Origin of the sequence: Delftia tsuruhatensis NBRC 16741 (assembly GCF_001571325.1) — a bacterium.
Lineage (GTDB): Bacteria > Pseudomonadota > Gammaproteobacteria > Burkholderiales > Burkholderiaceae_C > Comamonas > Comamonas tsuruhatensis.
This window is the reverse complement of sequence record NZ_BCTO01000065.1, coordinates 1-19,414: the sequence shown is the minus strand read 5'-3', so window position 1 is coordinate 19,414 and position 19,414 is coordinate 1. Positions and strand designations below refer to the sequence as shown.

Annotated in this window: 21 protein-coding genes; 16 read left to right on the top strand and 5 right to left on the bottom strand. The window is 66.2% G+C overall.

The window, feature by feature from the left end:
- The first annotated feature begins 39 nt into the window (after positions 1-39).
- From DTS01S_RS25370 to DTS01S_RS25350, 5 genes are all read left to right on the top strand, one after another.
- Complete coding sequence (locus DTS01S_RS25370; protein WP_026062113.1) at positions 40-942, top strand: LysR family transcriptional regulator; 903 nt, start codon at positions 40-42, stop codon at positions 940-942.
- Between the two features lie 149 nt (positions 943-1,091).
- Positions 1,092-1,565, top strand: coding sequence for a BLUF domain-containing protein (locus tag DTS01S_RS25365; RefSeq protein WP_223275322.1), 474 nt, complete (start codon positions 1,092-1,094; stop codon positions 1,563-1,565).
- Between the two features lie 60 nt (positions 1,566-1,625).
- On the top strand, positions 1,626-3,410 hold the full coding sequence (locus tag DTS01S_RS25360) for a putative bifunctional diguanylate cyclase/phosphodiesterase (RefSeq protein ID WP_026062114.1): 1,785 nt from the start codon (positions 1,626-1,628) through the stop codon (positions 3,408-3,410).
- Between the two features lie 177 nt (positions 3,411-3,587).
- Positions 3,588-3,995 carry a PRC-barrel domain-containing protein gene (locus DTS01S_RS25355; RefSeq protein WP_017404321.1) on the top strand — a complete coding sequence of 136 codons (408 nt, stop codon included), beginning with the start codon at positions 3,588-3,590 and terminating at the stop codon, positions 3,993-3,995.
- 120 nt (positions 3,996-4,115) lie between these two features.
- Positions 4,116-4,490 (top strand): c-type cytochrome, encoded by a 375-nt coding sequence (locus DTS01S_RS25350; protein ID WP_016446397.1) that lies wholly within the window; start codon positions 4,116-4,118, stop codon positions 4,488-4,490.
- A gap of 2 nt (positions 4,491-4,492) precedes the next feature.
- Here the strand turns inward: DTS01S_RS25350 and DTS01S_RS25345 are convergent, their stop codons facing one another.
- Entirely contained in the window at positions 4,493-5,428 is a 936-nt protein-coding gene (locus DTS01S_RS25345) for a LysR substrate-binding domain-containing protein (protein ID WP_016446398.1), read from the bottom strand.
- A gap of 89 nt (positions 5,429-5,517) precedes the next feature.
- Between DTS01S_RS25345 and DTS01S_RS25340 the strand changes: the two genes are divergently transcribed.
- On the top strand, positions 5,518-6,888 hold the full coding sequence (locus tag DTS01S_RS25340; protein ID WP_026062115.1) for an MFS transporter: 1,371 nt from the start codon (positions 5,518-5,520) through the stop codon (positions 6,886-6,888).
- A complete protein-coding gene (locus tag DTS01S_RS25335) occupies positions 6,885-7,523 on the top strand; it encodes a LysE family translocator (protein WP_016451462.1) in 639 nt (212 codons plus the stop codon). The genes DTS01S_RS25340 and DTS01S_RS25335 overlap by 4 nt, the downstream gene beginning before the upstream one ends.
- Before the next feature lie 43 nt (positions 7,524-7,566).
- Here the strand turns inward: DTS01S_RS25335 and DTS01S_RS25330 are convergent, their stop codons facing one another.
- Positions 7,567-8,460, bottom strand: a complete 894-nt coding sequence (locus tag DTS01S_RS25330) for a LysR family transcriptional regulator (protein ID WP_016446401.1) — start codon at positions 8,458-8,460, stop codon at positions 7,567-7,569.
- A 133-nt stretch (positions 8,461-8,593) separates the two neighbouring features.
- On the opposite strand from DTS01S_RS25330, the gene DTS01S_RS25325 reads away from it, so the two are divergent.
- The 4 genes from DTS01S_RS25325 to DTS01S_RS25310 all read left to right on the top strand — a co-directional run bounded on the left by DTS01S_RS25325 (position 8,594) and on the right by DTS01S_RS25310 (position 11,739).
- Positions 8,594-9,448 (top strand): amidohydrolase family protein, encoded by an 855-nt coding sequence (locus tag DTS01S_RS25325; protein ID WP_061289477.1) that lies wholly within the window; start codon positions 8,594-8,596, stop codon positions 9,446-9,448.
- Positions 9,449-9,525: 77 nt separating this feature from the next.
- On the top strand, positions 9,526-10,530 hold the full coding sequence (locus tag DTS01S_RS25320; protein WP_046238354.1) for a Bug family tripartite tricarboxylate transporter substrate binding protein: 1,005 nt from the start codon (positions 9,526-9,528) through the stop codon (positions 10,528-10,530).
- Between the two features lie 11 nt (positions 10,531-10,541).
- On the top strand, positions 10,542-11,060 hold the full coding sequence (locus tag DTS01S_RS25315) for a carboxymuconolactone decarboxylase family protein (protein WP_016451460.1): 519 nt from the start codon (positions 10,542-10,544) through the stop codon (positions 11,058-11,060).
- A 4-nt stretch (positions 11,061-11,064) separates the two neighbouring features.
- A complete protein-coding gene (locus DTS01S_RS25310) occupies positions 11,065-11,739 on the top strand; it encodes a hypothetical protein (RefSeq protein ID WP_061289474.1) in 675 nt (224 codons plus the stop codon).
- Between the two features lie 29 nt (positions 11,740-11,768).
- Here the strand turns inward: DTS01S_RS25310 and DTS01S_RS25305 are convergent, their stop codons facing one another.
- Positions 11,769-12,782 carry an NAD(P)H-quinone oxidoreductase gene (locus DTS01S_RS25305; protein ID WP_061289471.1) on the bottom strand — a complete coding sequence of 338 codons (1,014 nt, stop codon included), beginning with the start codon at positions 12,780-12,782 and terminating at the stop codon, positions 11,769-11,771.
- 122 nt (positions 12,783-12,904) lie between these two features.
- Here DTS01S_RS25305 and DTS01S_RS25300 point away from each other — a divergent pair, with 122 nt between their 5' ends.
- Complete coding sequence (locus DTS01S_RS25300) at positions 12,905-13,780, top strand: LysR family transcriptional regulator (protein WP_061289469.1); 876 nt, start codon at positions 12,905-12,907, stop codon at positions 13,778-13,780.
- A gap of 126 nt (positions 13,781-13,906) precedes the next feature.
- Here DTS01S_RS25300 and DTS01S_RS25295 read toward each other — a convergent pair whose 3' ends face one another.
- The gene (locus tag DTS01S_RS25295; RefSeq protein WP_174538934.1) at positions 13,907-14,170 is read right to left on the bottom strand and encodes a VF530 family protein; all 264 of its coding nucleotides are present in this window, start codon (positions 14,168-14,170) and stop codon (positions 13,907-13,909) included.
- A gap of 123 nt (positions 14,171-14,293) precedes the next feature.
- On the opposite strand from DTS01S_RS25295, the gene DTS01S_RS25290 reads away from it, so the two are divergent.
- Positions 14,294-15,850: a methyl-accepting chemotaxis protein gene (locus DTS01S_RS25290; RefSeq protein ID WP_061289463.1), complete on the top strand. Its 1,557-nt coding sequence runs from the start codon at positions 14,294-14,296 to the stop codon at positions 15,848-15,850.
- A gap of 55 nt (positions 15,851-15,905) precedes the next feature.
- Positions 15,906-16,211: an NIPSNAP family protein gene (locus DTS01S_RS25285; protein ID WP_016446410.1), complete on the top strand. Its 306-nt coding sequence runs from the start codon at positions 15,906-15,908 to the stop codon at positions 16,209-16,211.
- Between the two features lie 88 nt (positions 16,212-16,299).
- On the opposite strand, the gene DTS01S_RS25280 is transcribed toward DTS01S_RS25285, so the two are convergent.
- Positions 16,300-17,193: an amino acid ABC transporter substrate-binding protein gene (locus tag DTS01S_RS25280; protein ID WP_061289461.1), complete on the bottom strand. Its 894-nt coding sequence runs from the start codon at positions 17,191-17,193 to the stop codon at positions 16,300-16,302.
- Positions 17,194-17,374: 181 nt separating this feature from the next.
- Between DTS01S_RS25280 and corA the strand changes: the two genes are divergently transcribed.
- A complete protein-coding gene (gene corA / locus DTS01S_RS25275; RefSeq protein WP_012206223.1) occupies positions 17,375-18,349 on the top strand; it encodes a magnesium/cobalt transporter CorA in 975 nt (324 codons plus the stop codon).
- A 114-nt stretch (positions 18,350-18,463) separates the two neighbouring features.
- Positions 18,464-19,384, top strand: coding sequence for a polyphosphate kinase 2 (gene ppk2, locus DTS01S_RS25270; protein ID WP_017404332.1), 921 nt, complete (start codon positions 18,464-18,466; stop codon positions 19,382-19,384).
- The last annotated feature ends 30 nt before the right edge of the window (positions 19,385-19,414 follow it).

The following is a 19,414-nucleotide window of genomic DNA, read 5'->3' as shown; positions in this document are numbered from 1 at the left end:
TTGACGCCATGTCACTACCCGCTGTGCTACGGTCAATCCATGCCGAAGCCCGATCTCAACCTGCTTGTCACCCTGGATGTGCTCCTTGCGGAGGGAAACGTTGCGCGCGCGGCCCAGCGGTTGCGGCTGAGCCCGTCGGCAATGAGCCGGGCGCTGGCGCGGCTGCGTGAGACCACCGGCGATCCGCTGCTGGTCAGGGCCGGGCGGGGTCTCGTTCCCACACCGCGAGCGCTTGAGCTGCGCGAGCGGGTCAGCCAGCTGGTGCAGGACACGGAAGCTGTTCTGCGCCCTGCCGGGCAGCCCGACCTCGGACAACTGGTGCGCACGTTCACGCTGCGCACCAGCGAAGGCTTCGTGGAGAATTTCGGACCGGACCTCATTGCCCGCGTGGGCCAGCAAGCGCCCGGCGTACGGATTTGCTTCGTGCAAAAGACCAACAAGGACAGCGGCCCGCTTCGCGACGGGACGGTCGACCTGGAGACCGGCGTTGTCGCAAGCACGATAGGTCCGGAGGTGCGCGCGCAGGCGCTGTTCCGAGACCGTTTCATCGGCGTCGTGCGCCAGGGCCATCCGCTGAGCCAGGGCGAGATCACACCCGCGCGCTATGCGAGCGGCAGGCATATCCTGGTGTCCCGGCGGGGGCAGGAAAAGGGGCCCATTGATGAAGCCTTGAATGCGCTCGGCCTGCAGCGGCAGATCGTTGCGACCGTCGGCGGCTTTTCCAGCGCGCTGGCCCTGGCCCGCGCCAGCGACCTGATCGCCAGCGTTCCCGAACGACACACCGGCAAACTGCGCGCGCAAATGCACAGCTTCCCCCTTCCGGTCTCCATGCCGCAGATCACGGTTTCATTGCTCTGGCATCCCAGGCTGCATGCCGATGCTGCGCACCGCTGGCTGCGCGGGTGCGTACGGGAGATTTGCGCAAAGGCTGATTCGCCATGAGCGCCCGCAGCCAGCGGGCTGCCATCGCCGCACCCATGCACCCATGCAGATACCCATGCAGATGGGCCAGCCCATCTGCAGACCAAGGCTGACCAGCGCCAGATGCAGCAGGCGCTGGAGGCCGGGATGGTTACATATGCAACAACGGGTTGCACACCTACGTGGACCGTCCTGCGCAGGCCATACCATCGCCGGCCTACAACACAGAAAGGCGCGAGGTTATGCAGGAGAGTTCTCTGGAGTGCTTCCTCTATCACAGTCAGTTGGCACCAGGGGCCGACACCACCTGCATCGCGGGCATCATCAAGACCGCACGCTCGTTCAACGGGTCGGCCGGGATCACGGGCATGCTGGTTTTCGACGGGGAACGTTTCTTTCAGTATGTCGAAGGGCCGGCACGGCAATTGGGTTTGCTGGTGGAGTCCATCTCGCGCGACGAAAGACATATCAACTTCACGCCGATGTTCCCGCAAACGCGCATTGATCAAAGGCGTTTCGCCAAGTGGTCCATGGCCTATGTGATTGTGGAAGATACAGAACATCTGGGCACGATTTCCAAGCTGGAAGGCCCTGGTGCGCTGGCCAAATTGCAGGAGCTGTTGCCGCTGCTGGATGTTCAGTAATTCCTTCGGCCAAAGCGGAGCGGGATTTTCATGATGTGGGTTCACTGAGGCAGGAAATCGATGCTCACCCGTTGGACTACCGAATCCGAGAAAGAGCAACTGCTCGGACTTCAGACCGCTGAAATCCTGGACATGACCGCCAGACGGGAATTTCAGCGCATCACCCAGCTGACCAGCCAGATGTTCATGGTGCCGATTGCCATCATCACGGTTCTGGACGAGCACAGGCAATGGTTCAAGGCGCCCGTAGGTGTGGACATGGACGGCAGCCTGCGCACGGACGCCTTCTGCGACCACACCATCAGAAACGAAGGAATCATGGTGATTCCTGACACGCACCTTGACCGCAGGTTCTCAGGCAATGCGCTGGTAACCGGCCAACCGAACATCAGGTTCTATGCCGGCGTTCCCCTGATCATGAAATCCGGCCATGCCATCGGCAGCCTGTGCATCATCGATACCCGACCCAGAACCTTCTCTGAAGAGCAAGGCCGGCAACTGGCCGCCATGGCTGCGATAGTGCAGGCTCAGATCCAATACCATCACAGCATTGGAAAAGTAGACGAGGTCACGGGCTTGCACAATCGCTCGCAGCTCCAGTGCGACCTGAACAGCCTTTGCATTGTGGCCCCGCAGGAGGCACGCAGCCTGGTATTGATGGAAGCGATCAACCATTGCAGCCTGCTGGAAATGAGCAATGCGCTGGGCTTGAACTATGTCGAGCAGCTCCTGCGTGACATTGCGAAGGCCGTCACGGACATGACGGGGCCGCACGCAACCGTGTACCACGTGGGCCTGGCCAGGTTTGCCTGGATCATCAGCGCGGGCAGGCAAGAAGATGAAGAGGCCCTGGTCAGGCAATTGCTGAAACACCTGCAAAAGCCCATCACCAGTGCCGATCTCCGGTTCGAACTTCAGCCCCGGGCAGGCGTGGTGCGGTTCCGCCTGGCCCAGGCCGAGGTCGATGATGTCATTCGCAAGGCCATGGTGTCCGTGCAGCAGGCTGGCCACGACCATCGGTCACTTCACCGCTATGAGGAGAACGAGGACAGCCGCCAGCGAAGATCCTATCGGCTATTGCGGGACTTTGGGCATGCGCTGGACAAGGGGCAGCTGCGGCTGGTGTACCAGCCCAAATTCGACAACCGCAGTTTCAGCTGCAAGGGGCTGGAGGCGCTCATCCGCTGGAAGCACCCGGAAATGGGGGAAATCCCGCCCAGCGAATTCATCCCCCTGGTGGAAGCCACGCCGTTGATCCATGGCCTGACGCGGTTCGTGATCAAAACGGCGCTGGCGCAGGTTGCGGCCTGGAAAGCGGAAAGTCTCGACCTGCAGGTCTCCATCAATGTCTCGCCGCGCAATCTGGACGAGGTCGATTTTCCGGACTACCTCAACGCCATGTGCAGTCAATATGGCGTTGCCCTGGAAAATATCGTGATCGAGTGCACCGAAAGCGATGTGCTGACAGGCCACGGCACGGTCCAGGCGCTTCAGCACATCAGAAAACTCGGAATCCAGGTCGCACTGGATGATTTTGGTGCCGCCTACTCCAATCTTGCGTCACTCAAGAATCTGCCTGCCGAGATATTGAAGATAGACCGCTCCATGGTCTGCGACGTCGATACCAATGAACGGGCGCTGGCCGTGCTCAAATCCATCATGACCATGGCCTCGGACCTTGGCTACCGCCTTGTGGCAGAAGGCGTTGACAGCGCCGAAGTCTTCGATCTGCTGGTTTCGCTGGGGTTCGATGAGATACAGGGCTACTATTTCAGCAGGCCCATGGAGGCATCGGAAATCAGGAAATTCGTCGAAGAGCGCAATCGATACGCACAGGGGAAATGAAGGGCCTTGGCCATGGCATGCCGGGCGCAGGCGCAGGCAATTGGCGGGACGACTGTAGGCAGTCTCCTCACCGTGGCGCTGGATCGGCTGACATGGCTTTGCTTGGTTTTCCGATCTCGCCGCTGCCGGGCTGCGCTCCTAATGAGGGCTTCAAATTTTGTTTTCCAGGAGTTCTCTATGACAGGTCTCAAGACGCTGAAGATGGGTTTGATCGCAACCGCGCTGATCGCAGCCACGGCCTCGACCAGCTGGGCACAGCCCGTGGCGGGCACCACCACCTTGGGCGTGACGGCCACCGAAGTCCAGGCCGTGGCCACGGGCTGGAGCCTGAAGAAGTCCGTGCTGGGCAAGAGCGTCTACAACGAGGAAGGCAAGGCCGTGGGCAAGATCGACGACGTGATCGTCGCACCCGACAAGGCGGTCTCCTACGCCATCGTCGGCGCCGGCGGCTTCCTGGGCATGGGCAAGCATGACGTGGCCATTCCGGTGAACCAGTTCCGCGTGGAAAACAACAAGATCACGCTGCCCGGCGCCACCAAGGACGCGCTGAAGGCGCTGCCCAAATTCGAGTACGCCAAGAAGTAAGCCGGGCGCGCGCCCTGCTTCTTTGACAAGCCCTGCGTTGCAGGGCTTTTTCGTGGGCGGCCGTGCAGGACCATATGATCGCGGCGGATCAGATTCATACCAAAAAATATCCGCGAGTCAATGAAAACAATCGTCGCCGTATCCTTGGGAATATCGCTGTGCATTCAGGCATTGCCCTGCCTTGCAGACAACAGCAATGGAAAGCAGCTCTACCTGTCCAGATGCGCCATGTGCCACGGGGCAGACGCCAAGGGTACGGGCCCGCTGGCCAACAAGAGCAATCCACCCACCCCCGACCTGGCGACCGCCGCGTTCAGAAAAAGGCTCCATGACTATCCGGGCGTGATCGTCTCGTCCGTCATTCTTCGCCCCAATGGCGACCTGATTCCCAGGACCTTGCGGGAAAACGGGGTGAAGGTGCCGCCCCATGCCTGGACCGTGAAGGATTTCCGCGACCTCAATGAATACTTCAGTGGCCTGGTTGCGAAGAAGTAGCCCTATATATCGAGTTTCTGCGCGCGCATATGCTCGCGCACCGCATCGACCAGGATGCTGGCCAGCCGGTCCACGGGCGCTGGCGCATCGAGCGTGGCACGGCCCAGGATCAGATCCATGGACGGCAGGGCCGGCAGGCCCAGGGCCTGCGCATCCAGCGGCTTGACGTGCGCGGGCAGGCCGAACGGCGTGCGCACGGACAGGCCCAGGCCTGCAGCCGTGGCGGCCCAGACGGCGGACAGGCTGGCACTGTTGAAGGCATGGCGCCAGGCCATGCCCTTCTTGTCCAGCGCAGCCGTCACGATGTCCCGCAAGGGGCAAGGCGCATCGAGCATGGCCAGGGGCAGCACGTCGTCGTCCTGCGCTGCACCACTGCGCCAGCGTGCCCAGCCGGCGTCGGCCGCGTCCATGGATGCCGGGCCAATCCACTGGAGCGGCAGCCGCATGATGTGCTCCCCATGCACGCACGCGTGGTTCACGCCCGCATCCCATAGCAGGGCCAGGTCGAATTGCCCGAGGGCGATGCGCTCGCGCAGTTCATCGCTGCGGGCCACGCTGGCTTCGATGCGCACATGGGGATGGGCGCGCGCGAACTGCCCCAGCACATGGGGCAGCACGCTTTCGCCCAGGTCCTCCTGCAGGCCCAGGCGCACCAGGCCCCGCAGTTCGCTGCCGCGCACGGCCGCCACGGCGCGGTCGTTGAGTTCGAGCAGGCGCAGCGCGTAGCCGCGCAGGGTTTCTCCGGCCTCCGTCAGCACCAGCCCCCGGCCGGACTTGCGCAGCAAGGGCGTGCCGCATTGGGATTCCAGCTTCTTGAGCTGGGCGCTGACGGCCGAGGTGGAGCGGCCGAGCTTGTCCGCGGCGCGGGCGAAACTGCCCAGTTCGACGCCGGTGCAAAACGTGCGCAGCACATCCAGGTCATAGAGCACACGTGTCATTGCCAAGCCTTCATCGTGCTGAAAAGCTGGATTATAGATACGAAATTATGTGATTTTCAGGATGGTTGGGGCTGACCATACTGCCGGCCATGACCTCTTCTCCTGCCGGCCGCAGCGCCAATCCCAGCCCCTTGGCTTCCCCCCACCCGCCCCGCCACCGATGGAAGGTGCTGGCCGCTGGCGTCATCGCCAACGCCGCGTTTTCCGTGGCTTTCAGCGGCATCCCCATGACGGCCATCCTCATGCGTTCGGGCTACCAGCTGGACACGCAGACGCTGGGCCTGGCGCTGGGGCTGATGGGCCTGGGCATTGCGCTCAGCGAACTGCCCTGGGGCCTGCTGACGGACCGCTGGGGCGACCGGCCGGTGCTGCTGCTGGGCCTGTGCGGCACGGCCTTGGCCCTGGCGGCGATGGCGCTCTGGGCCTCGCCATCGCCGGACCATATCCCTTCGTTCGGCCTGCTGGCCGGCGGGCTGGTGCTGGTGGGGCTGCTGGGCGGCAGCGTCAACGGTGCCAGTGGCCGGGCCGTCATGGGCTGGTTTGCCGAAGGCGAGCGCGGCCTGGCCATGAGCATCCGCCAGACCGCCGTGCCCTTGGGCGGCGCCATTGGCGCCCCCTTGCTGACCGGCCTGGCCACGCATGCAGGCTTTGCCGCCGTCTATGGCGTGCTGGCGGCGCTGTGCCTGGCGGCGGCGGTGTTTGCAGCGCTGTGGATTCAGGAGCCACCGCATGCACCGGCCTCAGGCAAGGCCGCTGCGCCAGGCCGGGCCGGGCCATCCGCGCCAGGGCCCCTGCGCGATCGGCAAGCCTGGCGCATGGCCGCCGGCATCGGCATCCTGTGCGCCCCGCAGTTCGCCGTGCTCTCGTTCGGAACGGTGTTTCTGCATGACCATGCCCACCTGGGGCTGGGCGTGGCGGCGGCCGTCATGTCGGTCGTGCAGCTCGCCTCCATGGCCCTGCGCATCTGCAGCGGCCGCTGGACCGACAGGCGCCAGAACCGCCCGGCCTTTCTGCGCGCCTGCTGCCAGCTCACCCTGGCGTTGTTCGCGGGCATGGCGGCCCTGAGCTGGAGCAGCCATCCGGGCGCATCGGCAGTGTCGCCCGCCATGGGCCTGGTGCTGATGGTGATGCTGGGCGTGTGCGGTATCTGCGTGTCCGCCTGGCACGGCGTTGCCTACACGCAGCTGGCCGGGCTGGCCGGCGCTGCCCGCGCGGGCACGGCGCTGGGCATGGCCAATACCTCGGTGTTCGCGGTGTGCTTCCTCGTGCCGCTGGCCATTCCGCACTTGCTGTCGGCCCAGGGCTGGGGGCTGGTCTGGGCCTGCGCGGCGGCCTGCGCGGGATGGGCCATGCATCTGTTTGCACGGGCCGGGGCGGCCGGCAACCCCGGGGCCACGCAGGGGGCGTTATTGAACGAGAATACCGGCTGTCTTCCCACGGCCTCCTCGCACCGACCATGACCATCGCCCACTGGCTTGTTTTCTGCGGCGTCTCGCTGCTGATGTGCTTCACTCCCGGCCCGGCTGTGCTGCTGGCCATCTCCAACTCGGTGGACGTGGGCGCCAGGCGAACGGCCCTGAGTTCGCTGGGCAGCTCGGTGGGCATCTTCGTGGTCTCCGGGCTGGCCATGATCGGCATGGGCACCATTCTCAGCATGTCGGCCCACGCATTTCTGGTCATGAAGGTGGCAGGCGCCATGTACCTGATCTGGCTGGGCGTCAAGCGCTGGCGCAGCAAGGACGCGCTGCTGGGCAGCGACGCCGGCCTGGCGCCTGCCCACCGGCGTGAACGCGGGAACTGGCAGCTGGTGGCGCAGGGCCTGGGCGTGTCGCTGACCAATCCCAAGGCCATCCTGTTCTTCTCCGCGCTGTTCCCGCAATTCGTCATCCCGGGCGAGCCGCTGCTCACGCAGTACCTGGTGCTGACCACCACGTTCGCGGTGTGCGCCCTGATCTCGCACGCCTGCTATGTGCTGCTGATCTCCATGATCAAGGGCCACGTGCTGGCGCACGCCAGGCTGTTCAACCGCATCGTGGGCGGCACCTTCATCGCGCTGGGCCTGGGATTGCTCAGGACGCGGCACAAGCTGGGCTGAGTGCGGGCCAGGGCTTCGCACTGGCCGTTCAACAGCTGTCGGATCAACCCGGCAAGCCCAGCCGCTCGCTCACCACCCGCTTGATCAGCTGCTCTGCAAAGCGCGTGACGCGGGTGGACGGGCGTGCGCGCGGAATGGCCAGCACCAGGCGGTTGCGCACGACGGGCGAGATGATCTGCGCGATCGACAGCTGCGAAGGCGAGGCCGTGCCCTGGATGGCGCTCAGCGGCAGCACGGAGTCGCCCATGCCCCGGGCCACCAGCGAGAGCACGGTGTGCACGGAATCGACCTCGGCCAGCATGTGCAGCGGCACGCCGCGCGGCACGGTGTAGCTCTCCAGCAGCTTGCGCAGCGCGTTGGGGCCGCGCGCCATGACGAGCTTGCGCTGGGACAGCGCCGCCATGCGGACCTTGGCGGGCAGCGCATGCCTGCTGACCAGCACCAGCGGCTCGCGCAGCAGGGTCTCCGTGGTGATCTGCGGCGAGTGCGGGGGATCGAACAGCAGGGCCATGTCCACGCGCCCGGCGATCAGCCACTCGCGCAGGCTGATGCTCAGGTTCTCCTCGATGGAGATGGTGACGTCGGGGTACTGCTGCAAAAAGCCCTGCACCAGGTCTGCGGCGATGGAGCGCGCCACCCAGGGCGGCAGGCCGATGCTGATGCGCCCGCGCGGGCTGCGCAGCCGGTCCTGCATGTCCGATTCGGCCTGCGCGGCCAGCGCAAAGATGCCGGCCGCATGCTGCAGCAGCGCCTGGCCCGGCTCGGTCAGCACCACGCCGCGACCGGTGCGCTCCAGCAGCCGCTGTCCCAGCTCCCCCTCCAGCAACAGCACCTGTCGGCTGAGGGCCGGTTGCGACAAATGCAGGGCGGCGGCGGCGCGGCTGAAGCTGCCGGCCTCGGCCACTGCAGCGAAATAGCTCAGGCGCGTCAGGTCCATGGTTCTCCTTGGCAAGGGCTTTCAGCATGCTTTTGGCTGATAGCAGGTATCAGCCAAGTCTATGCCTCATTCGCGGCAAGCCCGACCACAATCGCCACAAGCCTTCGCTGTCGCTGCCTTGTTGCAAAGCCCCATGCCTGAACTCACCTACGCCCTGTCCCCCTCCAAGCCCGCGCTGCAGCTGCCTGCGGGCGCCTGCGATACCCATGTGCATGTGTTCGGTCCCGGCACCCAGTTTCCGTATGCGGCCGGGCGCAGCTTCACCCCGGCGGACGCGGGCAAGCACACGCTGTTTGCACTGCACCGCCACCTGGGCGTGTCGCGCTGCGTGATCGTGCAGTCCGCCTGCCACGGCCTGGACAACAGTGCGGTGCAGGACGCGATTGCCGCCGGTGGCGGCAACTACCTGGGCGTGGCGCTGGTGGCCGCCGATGTGTCCGATGGCGAGCTGGCGCGGCTGGCGGGTGCGGGGTTCCGGGGCGTGCGCTTCAACTTCATGCGGCACCTGGCCGGCGCCCGCATTGAAGACGTTCTGGCGCTGACCCCGCGCCTGGCCGCGGCCGGACTGCATCTGCAGGTGCATTTCGAAAGCAGCCTGGTGCATACGGTGGGCCGGCAGTTGCAGGCCAGTGCCGTGCCCGTGGTGATCGACCACATGGGGCGCGTGGATGCGCGCCTGGGCGCAGGGCATGCAGATTTCCAGGCGCTGATGCAGCTGCTGGCCGACCAGCCGCAGTTCCACGTCAAGGTCAGCGGCGTGGACCGCATCGACAGCCAGCCGCCCTATGCCCAGGGCAAGCCGCTGGCGCGCCTGCTGGTGGAGCGCTTTCCCACGCAATGCCTGTGGGGCACGGACTGGCCCCACCCCAACCACACGCATGTGCCCGACGACGGCCTGCTGGTCGATGCGCTGGCCGACATCGCGCCCACGCCAGCGCTGCGGCAGGCCCTGCTGGTGGACAACCCGCAGCGGCTGTACCGGTTCTGAGGACCGCAGACGGCGCCTGTCGCCTGTGGCTCATCGCCGGTCGCCCTGCCCACAGATACCCATAAAAGGAGACATCCATGACAAGCATCCCTTCCACCCGCCGCAGGCGCTGCCTGTCCATGGCGCTGGCGGCCCTGGCGCCCCTCGCTGCCCTGGTTTGCGCCGCATGGCCCGCGCTTGCGCCCGCGCAGCCGCAGATGACGCGCATCGTCGTGGCCTTTCCGCCGGGCGGCCCGGTGGACTTCGTGGCGCGCACGCTGGCCGAGCAGTTGGGCAAGGAGCTGGGCAGCATCGTCGTGGTCGAGAACAAGGCCGGTGCCAACGGCGCCATTGCGGCCGAATACGTATCGCGCGCACAGCCGGACACGCGCACGCTGTGGCTGACCAGCGTGGGCGCCGTGGCCATCAACCCGGCGCTGTACCCCAAGCTCGGCTACAAGCCGGCCACCGACCTCGCTCCGGTGTCGCTGGTGGTCAGCAACGTGGAGATGCTGGTGGTCAACGCCAAGGCGCCCTACGGCAACGGCGCGCAGTTCGTGGCAGCCGCACGCCAGGCCCGTACACCGCTGACCATGGCCTCGTCCGGCACGGGCAGCGTGCCGCACCTGGCCATGGAATTGCTCAAAGAGCATGCGGGCATCCAGCTCGCCCACATTCCCTACAAGGGCGCCGCGCCCGCCATCACGGATGTGGTGGCGGGCCATGTCGATGGTTTCTTTGGCGACATTCCCGGGCTGATCGGACAGATCTCCGCCGGCAAGCTCAAGCCCGTTGCCATTGCCGCCAGCCGGCGCCACCCGCGCTTTCCCGAGGTCAGGACCTTTGCCGAGATCGGCATCACCGGCGTGGATTCGGACAACTGGTACGCCCTGTTCGCCCCCAAGGGCACGCCAGCGGCCGAGACCGAAAAAATGAGCCAGGCCGTGCAGCGGGCGCTGAACACGCCCTCGGTCAAAAGCCGCCTGGAAGCCTCTGGCACCGAAGTCGTGGGCAGCACGCCGGCCGAGCTGGCCAGGGCGCTGCAGGCCGACACCCTCAAATGGAGCCGCGTGGTACGCGCCAACGGCATCACCCCCGACTGAAGCGAGCCCCCATGAGAATCCAACCCGTACTCCCCGGAACCCGCCCCGAACTGGCGGCTGTGGAATCGCGCATCCTGGCCGAACGCGGCCGCATTTCCGAGCTGTACCAGGTGCTGCTCAACAGCCCGCCCATCGCCCACGGATGGGAGCAGATGCTGTCGGCCGTACGCAATCGCAGCAGCCTGGATGCAGGGCTGCGCGAGCTGGTCATCCTGCGCGTGGCCGTGCTCAACGGCGCGCCCTATGAATTCAATGCCCATGTGCCCCATGCCCACAAGGCGGGCAAGAGCGATGCGGCCATCGAGGCGACCCGCAGCATCCCCTGCGCCGCGGATGCGCCGTGGACCGAGCAAGAGCACCTTGCCATCCGCCTGACCGATGCCATGACGCGCGACATCACCGTCGCCGACGCGCTGTTCGCCCAGGTGCAGGCCCGCTTCAGCGCGCAGGAACAGGTGGACCTGGTGGCCACCATCGCGGCCTACAACATGGTCTCGCGCTTTCTCACCGCATTCCATATCGGGCACTGAAGGCATGGCTGATTCCCGCATACCTGCCGACTGCCTGCTGCTGCAATGGACGATGGCAGCGCCCTGCCTGGCAAGCGCCAAGGCACTCGCAAGAAGCGCCTACGGTCCTGCGTTTGGCGACGCCCTCACCCAGGCGGCAGGCCTGGGCGTGCGCCTGACCGTCCAGCGATTCGCCTGGTCGGCCAGCACGGGGCGCATCTATGTCTATGTGGAGCTGCCGGGCCGCATGGGCGTCTCGCGGCCCGCAGTGCTTGCCGTGCAGGCGGCGGCGCAGGCCATGCTGCCGGCCGCATCAAACCTTGCGGCGTCCAGGCTGACGCTGGCCTTCGACCGGCCCGGCGCCTCGCACGGGCAGCAGCGCCATGCCCACTACACGGTGGAGATGGACCCGGCCGAAGGCTGGGCGCCCGAGATCTTTCGCTGGTACGACGAAGAACACATGCCGGGCCTGGCCGCCGTGCAGGGCAACATCCATTCACGCCGCTACCTGAACCACGACGGCGGCCCGCTGTCCCTGGCCTGCTATGACCTGCAAAACCCCGGCGTGCTGGGCTGCCCGGCCTGGCTGCAGGTGCGCGCCACGGCCTGGAGCGACATCACGCGGCCGCATTTCACGCACACCGTGCGCACCATGTTCGCGACCGTGGACGCGGGGGATGGGGCCTGGCCGCCCTATTGAACGCCCTATTGAGCGCCCTATTGAGTGCCCTATTGACCGCCCTGCCCGGGAATCAGCAGCAGCTTGCCCACGCTCTGGCCCGACTCCATGCGCCGGTGCGCCTGCGCGGCCTCGGCCAGCGGCCAGGTGCTGTCGATCACGGGGCGGATGGTGCCGGCCGCCAGTGCGGGCAGCCAGCGCTGGGCAAAGCGCCGGACCATGGCCTGCTTGACTTCGGGCGGGCGCGACTTCATCACCGTGCCGAAGATCCTCAGGTGCCTGTACAGCAGCACGTCCATGGGCACGGCCGCCGCCAGCGCGCCGCCCAGCAGGCCCACGCAGACCATGCGCCCGCCCATGGCCATCGAGCGCAGGTTGCGCTCCAGATACGGGGCGCCGATGAAGTCCACCACCACATCCACACCCTGGCCGCCGGTCTGCTCGGCCACCACGGCCTGGAAGTCTTCGCTGCGGTAGTCGATGAACACGTCGGCGCCAAGGCCCGTGACAGCCGCCCGCTTGTCGCCGCTGGCCGTGGCGAACACGCGCGCCCCGGCCGCATGCGCCAGCTGCACCGCCGCCGAGCCCACGCCGCTGCCGGCCGCGTGGATGAGCACGGCTTCGCCAGGCTGCAGTTGGGCCAGGTGGAACAGCGCCTCATGCGCCGTCACGAAGACTTCGGCCACCGCGCCGGCATCCGTCAGCGAAAGGCCCTCGGGCACATGCATGGCCATGCGGTGGTCGATGCGCGACAGCTCGGCATAGGCGCCGCCGCCCACGATGCCCATGACGCGGTCGCCCACGGCGAAGCCCTGCACCTCGGCGCCCACTTGCACCACCGTGCCGGCGATCTCCAGGCCCATGAGGTCGGATTCGCCAAAGTGGGCGCGGCCATAGGCGCCCTTGCGGTGCGAGACATCGGCACGGTTCACGCCGATGGAGGCATTGCGCACCAGAAGGTCATGGGGCCGGACTTCGGGCCGGGCCACGTCGCGGGCCACGAGCACTTCGGGGCCGCCGAAATCGTCGAAAACAATGGCTTGCATGCGGGCGTCGTCATTCATGGCGAAAGAGTGTCCAAAAACAGGTTGAAGAAACGAATGCCCCGAGCTTACGACTGCCGCCAGCCGCTCGAACGCAGCGATTTCGCTCTACAGTGCTGCAAATCTGCATCACGCCAACCGCCATGAACTGGGATGACACCCGCATCTTTCTCGCCCTGACACGCGCCCCCTCCCTGCGCGCGGCCGCACGCACCCTGGGCGTGGACCAGGCCACCGTGGGCCGGCGCCTGAACGCGCTGGAGGCCGAGCTGGGCAGCAAGCTGTTTTTGCGCGCCAGGGATGGCTACCTGCTCACGGCCGCTGGCGAGGCAGCGCTGGGCGCGGCGCGACGCATGGAGGTCGCGGCGCTGGACCTGCGCACGCGCATCGAAGGCCTGGACGACAGCCCGGCCGGCTTGGTGCGCGTGACCAGCACCGACTCGATTGCCACCGAATTCCTGCTGCCCGCCATCGAGCGCCTGCAGCAGCGCTGGCCCGGCATCCGCGTGGACCTGGAGGTGTCCACCCAGATGCTCAACCTGGGCCGCCGCCAGGCCGACATCGCGTTTCGCAACGTCCGCCCCGAGGCGCCCGAGCTGGTGGTGCGCCGCGTGGCGGCATGGCCGGTAGGACTGTTTGCGAGTGCCGCCTATGTGGCGCGCTTTGGCGAGCCCGTGGCCGAGGACGAACTGCGCGGCCACCACCTCGTGGTCTACGGTCCCTTCCTGGAGCAGCGGCCCGTTCCCACCATGGTGGACGTGCCCGCGCGCCAGGCCAGGATCGCCATGGCCGCCAACTCCAGCCTGCTGGTGCGCAAGGCCGTGGCGGCCGGCATAGGCCTGGGCGAAATGCCCGTGAGCATGGGCGAGCGCGAAGGCCTGCTGCGCATCTGGCCGCAGCGCCAGCGCTCGGACGACTACGAGGTCTGGCAGGTCATGCACCCCGACCTGCAGCGCACGGCCCGGGTGCGCGTCACGGCCGAGTTCCTGGCCCAGGCGCTGGGCGCGGAGCCTGCGTGATGCCGAGCTTGTCCAGGGCGGCGGCAATCACGGCGGCAGGGATGCAGGCATGCAGCGGGAGCCGATGATCGGCAGAACCTGCGCCAGCGCACCGGACAGGCTGCCCGGTGGCCACCGGCTTCGCCTTCAGTCTTTGGAAGCAGGCCTGTGCCTGTCCTTGCGCAGCATCTCCAGATAGAGCGCCTCCACCTTCTCGCGCGCCCAGGGCGTCTTGCGCAGGAACTTCAGGCTGGAGCTGACGCTGGGGTCCAGCGCAAAGCAGCGCACCGGAACCTGCCGCGCAAGCCCGGCCCAGCCGTAGCGGGCCTCCAGGGCAAGGACGATGGCTTCGAGCGTGACGCCGTGCAGCGGATTGCGGGGCTGGGCGGCGGGAGGCGGGGTTTCTTGCATGGCGCGATTTTCGCCCGCCTTTGCAGTGCTGCGGACCGCAGCTTTATTTGTAATTACATGCAACCATGCCGTAAGTTTCTGTAGCATTGTGGCGTTCCTGGCCTACTGCTGCACTCCCCGACCATGCCCGCCCTGTCCCTTCGCCAGAAACTGCTGGCACCGCTGGTTTTCTGCCTTCTCGCGCTGCTTGCGCTCACCCTCTTCAACGCCTACCAGGCACGCGACAAGGCCTACGAGGCCCGGCAGCAGGCGCTGCGCGACTTCGTCGATGCGGGCGACAGCCTGATTGCGGCGATTGCCGCCGAGGCCAAGGCCGGCAAGCTGACAGAGGAAGAAGCCAAGGCCACCGCCATTGCCCGCGTGGGCCAGTTGCGCTATGCAGGCGGCGCAGGCTACATCACCAGCATCACCACGGATTCCGTGGTGCTGAACAATCCCGCAAGCCCGGGCATCAACGGCAAGAACATGGGCGGCTTCCAGGATGCCAAGGGCAACTACCTGTACCGCAACATTGCCGCCGTGGGCGCATCGGCCCAGGGCAGCGGCTACCTCACGTACTGGTGGCCCCGCCCCGGCGCCAAGGAACCCAGCGAGAAGCTGGCCTATGCCAGGCGCTCCACGGCCTGGAACTGGGACCTGATCGCTGGCGACTATGTGGACGACATCCAGCAGGCCTTTGTCGCCACCATCACCAAGTCGGTGGCGGCGCTGGCCGTGCTGGGCGCACTGCTGTCCCTGATCGCGTGGCTGGCCACGCGCAGCGTGCTCAATGCCATTGGCGGCGAGCCGGCGGTGGCGGCCGAGATTGCCAACCGCATCGCCTCGGGCGACCTGTCGCAGTCGGGGCTGGCGGGCGCAGCCCAGGCCCCCGAAGGCAGCGTGATCGCCGCCGTGCAGCGCATGAGCGAGCAGCTGCGCCAGCTGGTGACGCGCATCCATGACACGGCCGGCGTCATCCACCGCTCGGCCGGCGAGATCGCCACGGGCAGCGTGGACCTGTCGCAGCGCACGGAGCGCCAGGCCAGTTCGCTGGAAGAAACCTCCGCCTCCATGGAGCAGCTCACGGCCACCGTGCACCAGAACGCCGAGAACGCCCAGCACGCCAGCCAGATCGCCTCGGGCGCCTGTTCCGTGGCCGAGCGCGGCGGCTCCGTGGTGGACCAGGTGGTGGCCACCATGGGCGAGATCAACAGCTCCTCGCGCCGCGTGGTGGACATCATCGGCGTGATCGACGGCATTGCCTTCCAGACCAATATCCTCGCGCTGAATGCGGCCGTGGAAGCGGCGCGCGCGGGCGAGCACGGGCGCGGCTTTGCCGTGGTGGCGGGCGAGGTGCGCACGCTGGCACAGCGCAGCGCCTCGGCCGCGCGCGAGATCAAGACGCTGATCCAGACCTCGGTGGACAGCGTGGACGCCGGCGCCACCCTGGTGGACCAGGCCGGCCAGACCATGCGCGAGGTGGTCACCACGGTGCGCAACATCACGGGCATCGTGACCGAAATCGCCTCGGCCAGCCGCGAGCAAAGCAGCGGCATCGAGCAGGTGGGCCATGCCGTGACCGACATGGACCGCGTGACCCAGCAAAACGCCGCCCTGGTCGAGCAGTCCTCGGCTGCCACCCAGGTGCTGCAGGAAGAATCGGAGAAGCTGTCGCGCCTGACGGCTTCCTTCAAACTCTAGAGCCGGCTCTGCCCTCCCTGCCTCCCCTTTCCTTTCCTCCCCTTCTTCCATCCCCATGATCACCTGCTACCTGCGCTACATCATCGACCCGTTCAAGGCCAAGGAATTCGAGCACTACGGCAAGACCTGGATTCCGCTGGTCGAGAAGTTCGGCGGCAAGCACCACGGCTACTTCCTGCCGTCCGAAGGTGCCAACAATGTGGCGCTGGCCATGTTCAGCTTCCCCAGCATGGCGCTGTACGAGGAGTACCGCATCAAGTCCATGCAGGACCCCGAATGCCAGGCGGCCTTCCGCTACGCGGAGGACACGCGCTGCATCCTCAGCTACGAGCGCAGCTTCATGCGCCCCGTGTTCGGCTGAATCTGCCCGGCGCCGCAGCCGCCCGTCGAACCGGGCAAGCGGGCAAGCGCTGGCGGCTCGACAAATCCGGCACCGCGCCTGCACGGGCCTACAGCAGAATGTCCGCCGTGGGGTACTTCCAGAAGTCGCGCAGCAGGTAGCTGATCGGCAGGTTCAGATTCGTGGAGCTGGGTGGAATCGGCTGCAGGAACCACTTCTCGTAGATCGGGTGGATTTCGCGGCTGGTGATGATGCGCTTCATCTCTTCATCGACCAGTTTCTTGAACGCGGTATCGGCCTTCGGCAGCATGATCGCCAGGGGTTCGGTGGACAGGAACTTGCCCACCACCTTCAAGGCGCGTGGATCAGGCCGTGCAGCGGCCAGCCCGTTGAGAAGCACGTCATCCATCACGAACGCGTCGGCTTCGCCGTTCTCCACCATCTCCAGGGCCCTCGCGTGATCGGGGGCCTCCACAATGGTGATGCCCATCAGGCGCTGCCTGTTGGCCTGCGCCACCAGGGCCATCGGGCTGGTGCCCTTGGTGGAAACCAGCTTTTTGCCCTTGAGATCCTCCATCGCGTTGATGGTGCCGTCGGCCTTCACTAGCATCCGGGCGCCGGTGATGAAATGGGGAACCGTGAACGCCACGGTCTGGCGCCGCTGCGCGTTGTTCGTGGTCGAGCCGCACTCCATGTCGGCCTTGCCCTGCTCGATCACGGCCATGCGATTGGCGGGCGTGACCATCAGGAACTCCACCTTCATGTCCTTCCTGCCTGTCTGCTTGCGCACCGCCTCGGCCAGGCGAAGGCACAGATCCAGCGCATAACCGACGGGCTTGCCGCTGCGGGTGTCGATGTAGGAGAAGGGAACAGACGATTCCCGGTGCGCAATCACCAGCGCGCCACCGGCCTGGACCTTGTCCAGCACACCGGCTGCAGATACACCGCTCAAGGCCCACAGGCCCAACGCACCCAACGCAATTCCCCACTGGCGAAAGATCATCTGAGTCCTTGGCTCGCAAGCGCCGGGCGGCGCCCAGCAGGTTGTGACAGGTTATACACGTATTGTTACCAGGTGCGCAAACCCGGGCTGCTGGCGGTTTCGGTGGCAGCTTGGGCACTGGCTTTTCCCACTCCCCCGTTATGGCAGGATCACCAGCACCAGAATTACCGAGGGACCTCCCATGCTGATCAACTGCGTTGCCTACGAAAACGGGGCCAAGCTGGCGGACATTCCCGTCGCCGACATCAGCAACTACATAGAGCGGCCCGGCTGCTTCGTCTGGGTGGCGCTGGCGGACGCCACGCCGGCCGAGCTGGAGGAGATGCGCCAGGAGTTCGGCCTGCACGCCCTGGCCGTGGAGGATGCGCTGCACGGCCACCAGCGGCCCAAGCTGGAGGAGTACGGCAGCTCGCTGTTTGCCGTGATGCACCTGCTGGAGCCCGAGCCCGAGCGGCCCGGCCACTTCAACCACGGCGAGGTCGATGTCTTCGTGGGCTCCAACTACGTGCTGTCGGTGCGCAACCGCAGCAAGCGCGGCTTCCTGGGCGTGCGCGAGCGCTGCGAGAGCGAGCCGGAGCTGCTGCGCCACGGCTCGGGCTTTGTGCTGTATGCGCTGATGGATGCGGTGGTGGACCGCTACTTTCCCATCATCGACGCGCTGGAGGTGGAGCTGGAGCAGATCGAGCAGCAGATCTTCACCAAGGGAGCGGCGCGCGACAACATCAAGCAGCTGTATGAACTCAAGGGCCGCGCCATGGACCTCAAGCACGCCGTGGCCCCCCTGCTGGAAGCCGTGGGCAAGCTCAACGGCGGGCGCGTCCCCCAGATCTGCGTGGGCTCCAGGGACTACTTCCGCGATGTGATGGACCACCTGGGCCGCATCAACGCCCAGATCGACACCATGCGCGACACCGTGGGCACGGCCATCCAGGTGAACCTGTCCATGGTGTCCATCGAGGAAAACGAAGTCACCAAGCGGCTGGCAGCCTGGGCCAGTATCTTCGCCATCTGCACGGCCTTCTTCGGCGTCTGGGGAATGAACTTCGAGAACATGCCCGAACTGAAGTGGCAATACGGCTATCCGGCCGCACTGCTGTTCGTGCTGGGTGTTTGCGGCCTGCTCTACTACAAGTTCCGCAAGGCGGGGTGGCTGTAGGCGCTGGGAAGGCGAGCGGTGCCAGGGTATTCACCCAGCCGCACCGTCACAGCCGCGTCACACATCCACGCCACCATCCCAGGCGCCAACTCCTGGACGCCCGGATTCCCCACCATGTACGACGAACTTCTGCCCGACCACCATGATTCGCTGATGCAGCGCATCGAACGCGATCTGCTCGACAGCTACGACGAAGAACTGGAGATGGAGATAGACGACGCCCGCCTGGGCAGCGGTGGCGACGATCTGGACGGTGCCGACACCGTGAGCCGCCAGACCTACTTCCGCGAGCTGCTGCGCCTGCAGGGCGAGCTGGTCAAGCTGCAGGACTGGGTGCAGCACCACAGGAAAAAGGTGGTCATCCTCTTCGAGGGCCGCGATGCGGCCGGCAAGGGCGGCGTGATCAAGCGCATCACCCAGCGCCTGAACCCTCGCGTGTGCCGCGTGGCCGCCCTGCCCGCGCCCAACGACCGCGAGCGCACGCAATGGTATTTCCAGCGCTATGTCTCCCACCTGCCTGCGGGTGGCGAGATCGTTCTCTTCGACCGCAGCTGGTACAACCGCGCCGGCGTGGAGCGCGTGATGGGCTTTTGCTCCGACGAGGAGTACGAGGAGTTCTTCCGCTCCGTGCCCGAGTTCGAGAAGATGCTGGTGCGCTCGGGCATCACGCTGGTGAAGTACTGGTTCTCCATCACCGACGAGGAGCAGCACCTGCGCTTTCTGGGCCGCGTGCACGACCCGCTCAAGCAGTGGAAGCTCAGCCCCATGGACTTCGAGAGCCGCCGCCGCTGGGAGGACTACACCAAGGCCAAGGAAGCCATGCTGGAGCGCACCCACATCGCCGAGGCGCCCTGGTGGCTGGTGCAGGCCGTGGACAAGAAGAAGGCCCGGCTCAACTGCATCTCCCACCTGCTGACGCAGCTGCCCTACGAGGAGATAGAGCACCCGGCCATCGTGCTGCCCGAGCGCACGCGCAACCCGGAGTACACGCGCAACCCGGTTCCCCAGCACATGTACGTTCCGGACAAGTACTGACACCCCCTGAGGCGCTTCGCGCCTTCCCCC

What these genes read in the sequence shown, in the direction of transcription:
- DTS01S_RS25350 (WP_016446397.1), top strand. Translation starts at nt 4,116, where the DNA reads ATGAAAACAATCGTCGCCGTATCCTTGGGAATATCGCTGTGCATTCAG.
- DTS01S_RS25320 (WP_046238354.1), top strand. Translation starts at nt 9,526, where the DNA reads ATGACAAGCATCCCTTCCACCCGCCGCAGGCGCTGCCTGTCCATGGCG.
- DTS01S_RS25285 (WP_016446410.1), top strand. Translation starts at nt 15,906, where the DNA reads ATGATCACCTGCTACCTGCGCTACATCATCGACCCGTTCAAGGCCAAG.
- DTS01S_RS25295 (WP_174538934.1), bottom strand. Translation starts at nt 14,170, where the DNA reads ATGCAAGAAACCCCGCCTCCCGCCGCCCAGCCCCGCAATCCGCTGCAC.
- DTS01S_RS25335 (WP_016451462.1), top strand. Translation starts at nt 6,885, where the DNA reads ATGACCATCGCCCACTGGCTTGTTTTCTGCGGCGTCTCGCTGCTGATG.
- DTS01S_RS25370 (WP_026062113.1), top strand. Translation starts at nt 40, where the DNA reads ATGCCGAAGCCCGATCTCAACCTGCTTGTCACCCTGGATGTGCTCCTT.
- DTS01S_RS25330 (WP_016446401.1), bottom strand. Translation starts at nt 8,460, where the DNA reads ATGGACCTGACGCGCCTGAGCTATTTCGCTGCAGTGGCCGAGGCCGGC.
- DTS01S_RS25305 (WP_061289471.1), bottom strand. Translation starts at nt 12,782, where the DNA reads ATGAATGACGACGCCCGCATGCAAGCCATTGTTTTCGACGATTTCGGC.
- DTS01S_RS25315 (WP_016451460.1), top strand. Translation starts at nt 10,542, where the DNA reads ATGAGAATCCAACCCGTACTCCCCGGAACCCGCCCCGAACTGGCGGCT.
- corA (WP_012206223.1), top strand. Translation starts at nt 17,375, where the DNA reads ATGCTGATCAACTGCGTTGCCTACGAAAACGGGGCCAAGCTGGCGGAC.
- DTS01S_RS25360 (WP_026062114.1), top strand. Translation starts at nt 1,626, where the DNA reads ATGCTCACCCGTTGGACTACCGAATCCGAGAAAGAGCAACTGCTCGGA.
- DTS01S_RS25345 (WP_016446398.1), bottom strand. Translation starts at nt 5,428, where the DNA reads ATGACACGTGTGCTCTATGACCTGGATGTGCTGCGCACGTTTTGCACC.
- DTS01S_RS25340 (WP_026062115.1), top strand. Translation starts at nt 5,518, where the DNA reads ATGACCTCTTCTCCTGCCGGCCGCAGCGCCAATCCCAGCCCCTTGGCT.
- DTS01S_RS25300 (WP_061289469.1), top strand. Translation starts at nt 12,905, where the DNA reads ATGAACTGGGATGACACCCGCATCTTTCTCGCCCTGACACGCGCCCCC.
- DTS01S_RS25310 (WP_061289474.1), top strand. Translation starts at nt 11,065, where the DNA reads ATGGCTGATTCCCGCATACCTGCCGACTGCCTGCTGCTGCAATGGACG.
- DTS01S_RS25355 (WP_017404321.1), top strand. Translation starts at nt 3,588, where the DNA reads ATGACAGGTCTCAAGACGCTGAAGATGGGTTTGATCGCAACCGCGCTG.
- DTS01S_RS25290 (WP_061289463.1), top strand. Translation starts at nt 14,294, where the DNA reads ATGCCCGCCCTGTCCCTTCGCCAGAAACTGCTGGCACCGCTGGTTTTC.
- DTS01S_RS25325 (WP_061289477.1), top strand. Translation starts at nt 8,594, where the DNA reads ATGCCTGAACTCACCTACGCCCTGTCCCCCTCCAAGCCCGCGCTGCAG.
- ppk2 (WP_017404332.1), top strand. Translation starts at nt 18,464, where the DNA reads ATGTACGACGAACTTCTGCCCGACCACCATGATTCGCTGATGCAGCGC.
- DTS01S_RS25280 (WP_061289461.1), bottom strand. Translation starts at nt 17,193, where the DNA reads ATGATCTTTCGCCAGTGGGGAATTGCGTTGGGTGCGTTGGGCCTGTGG.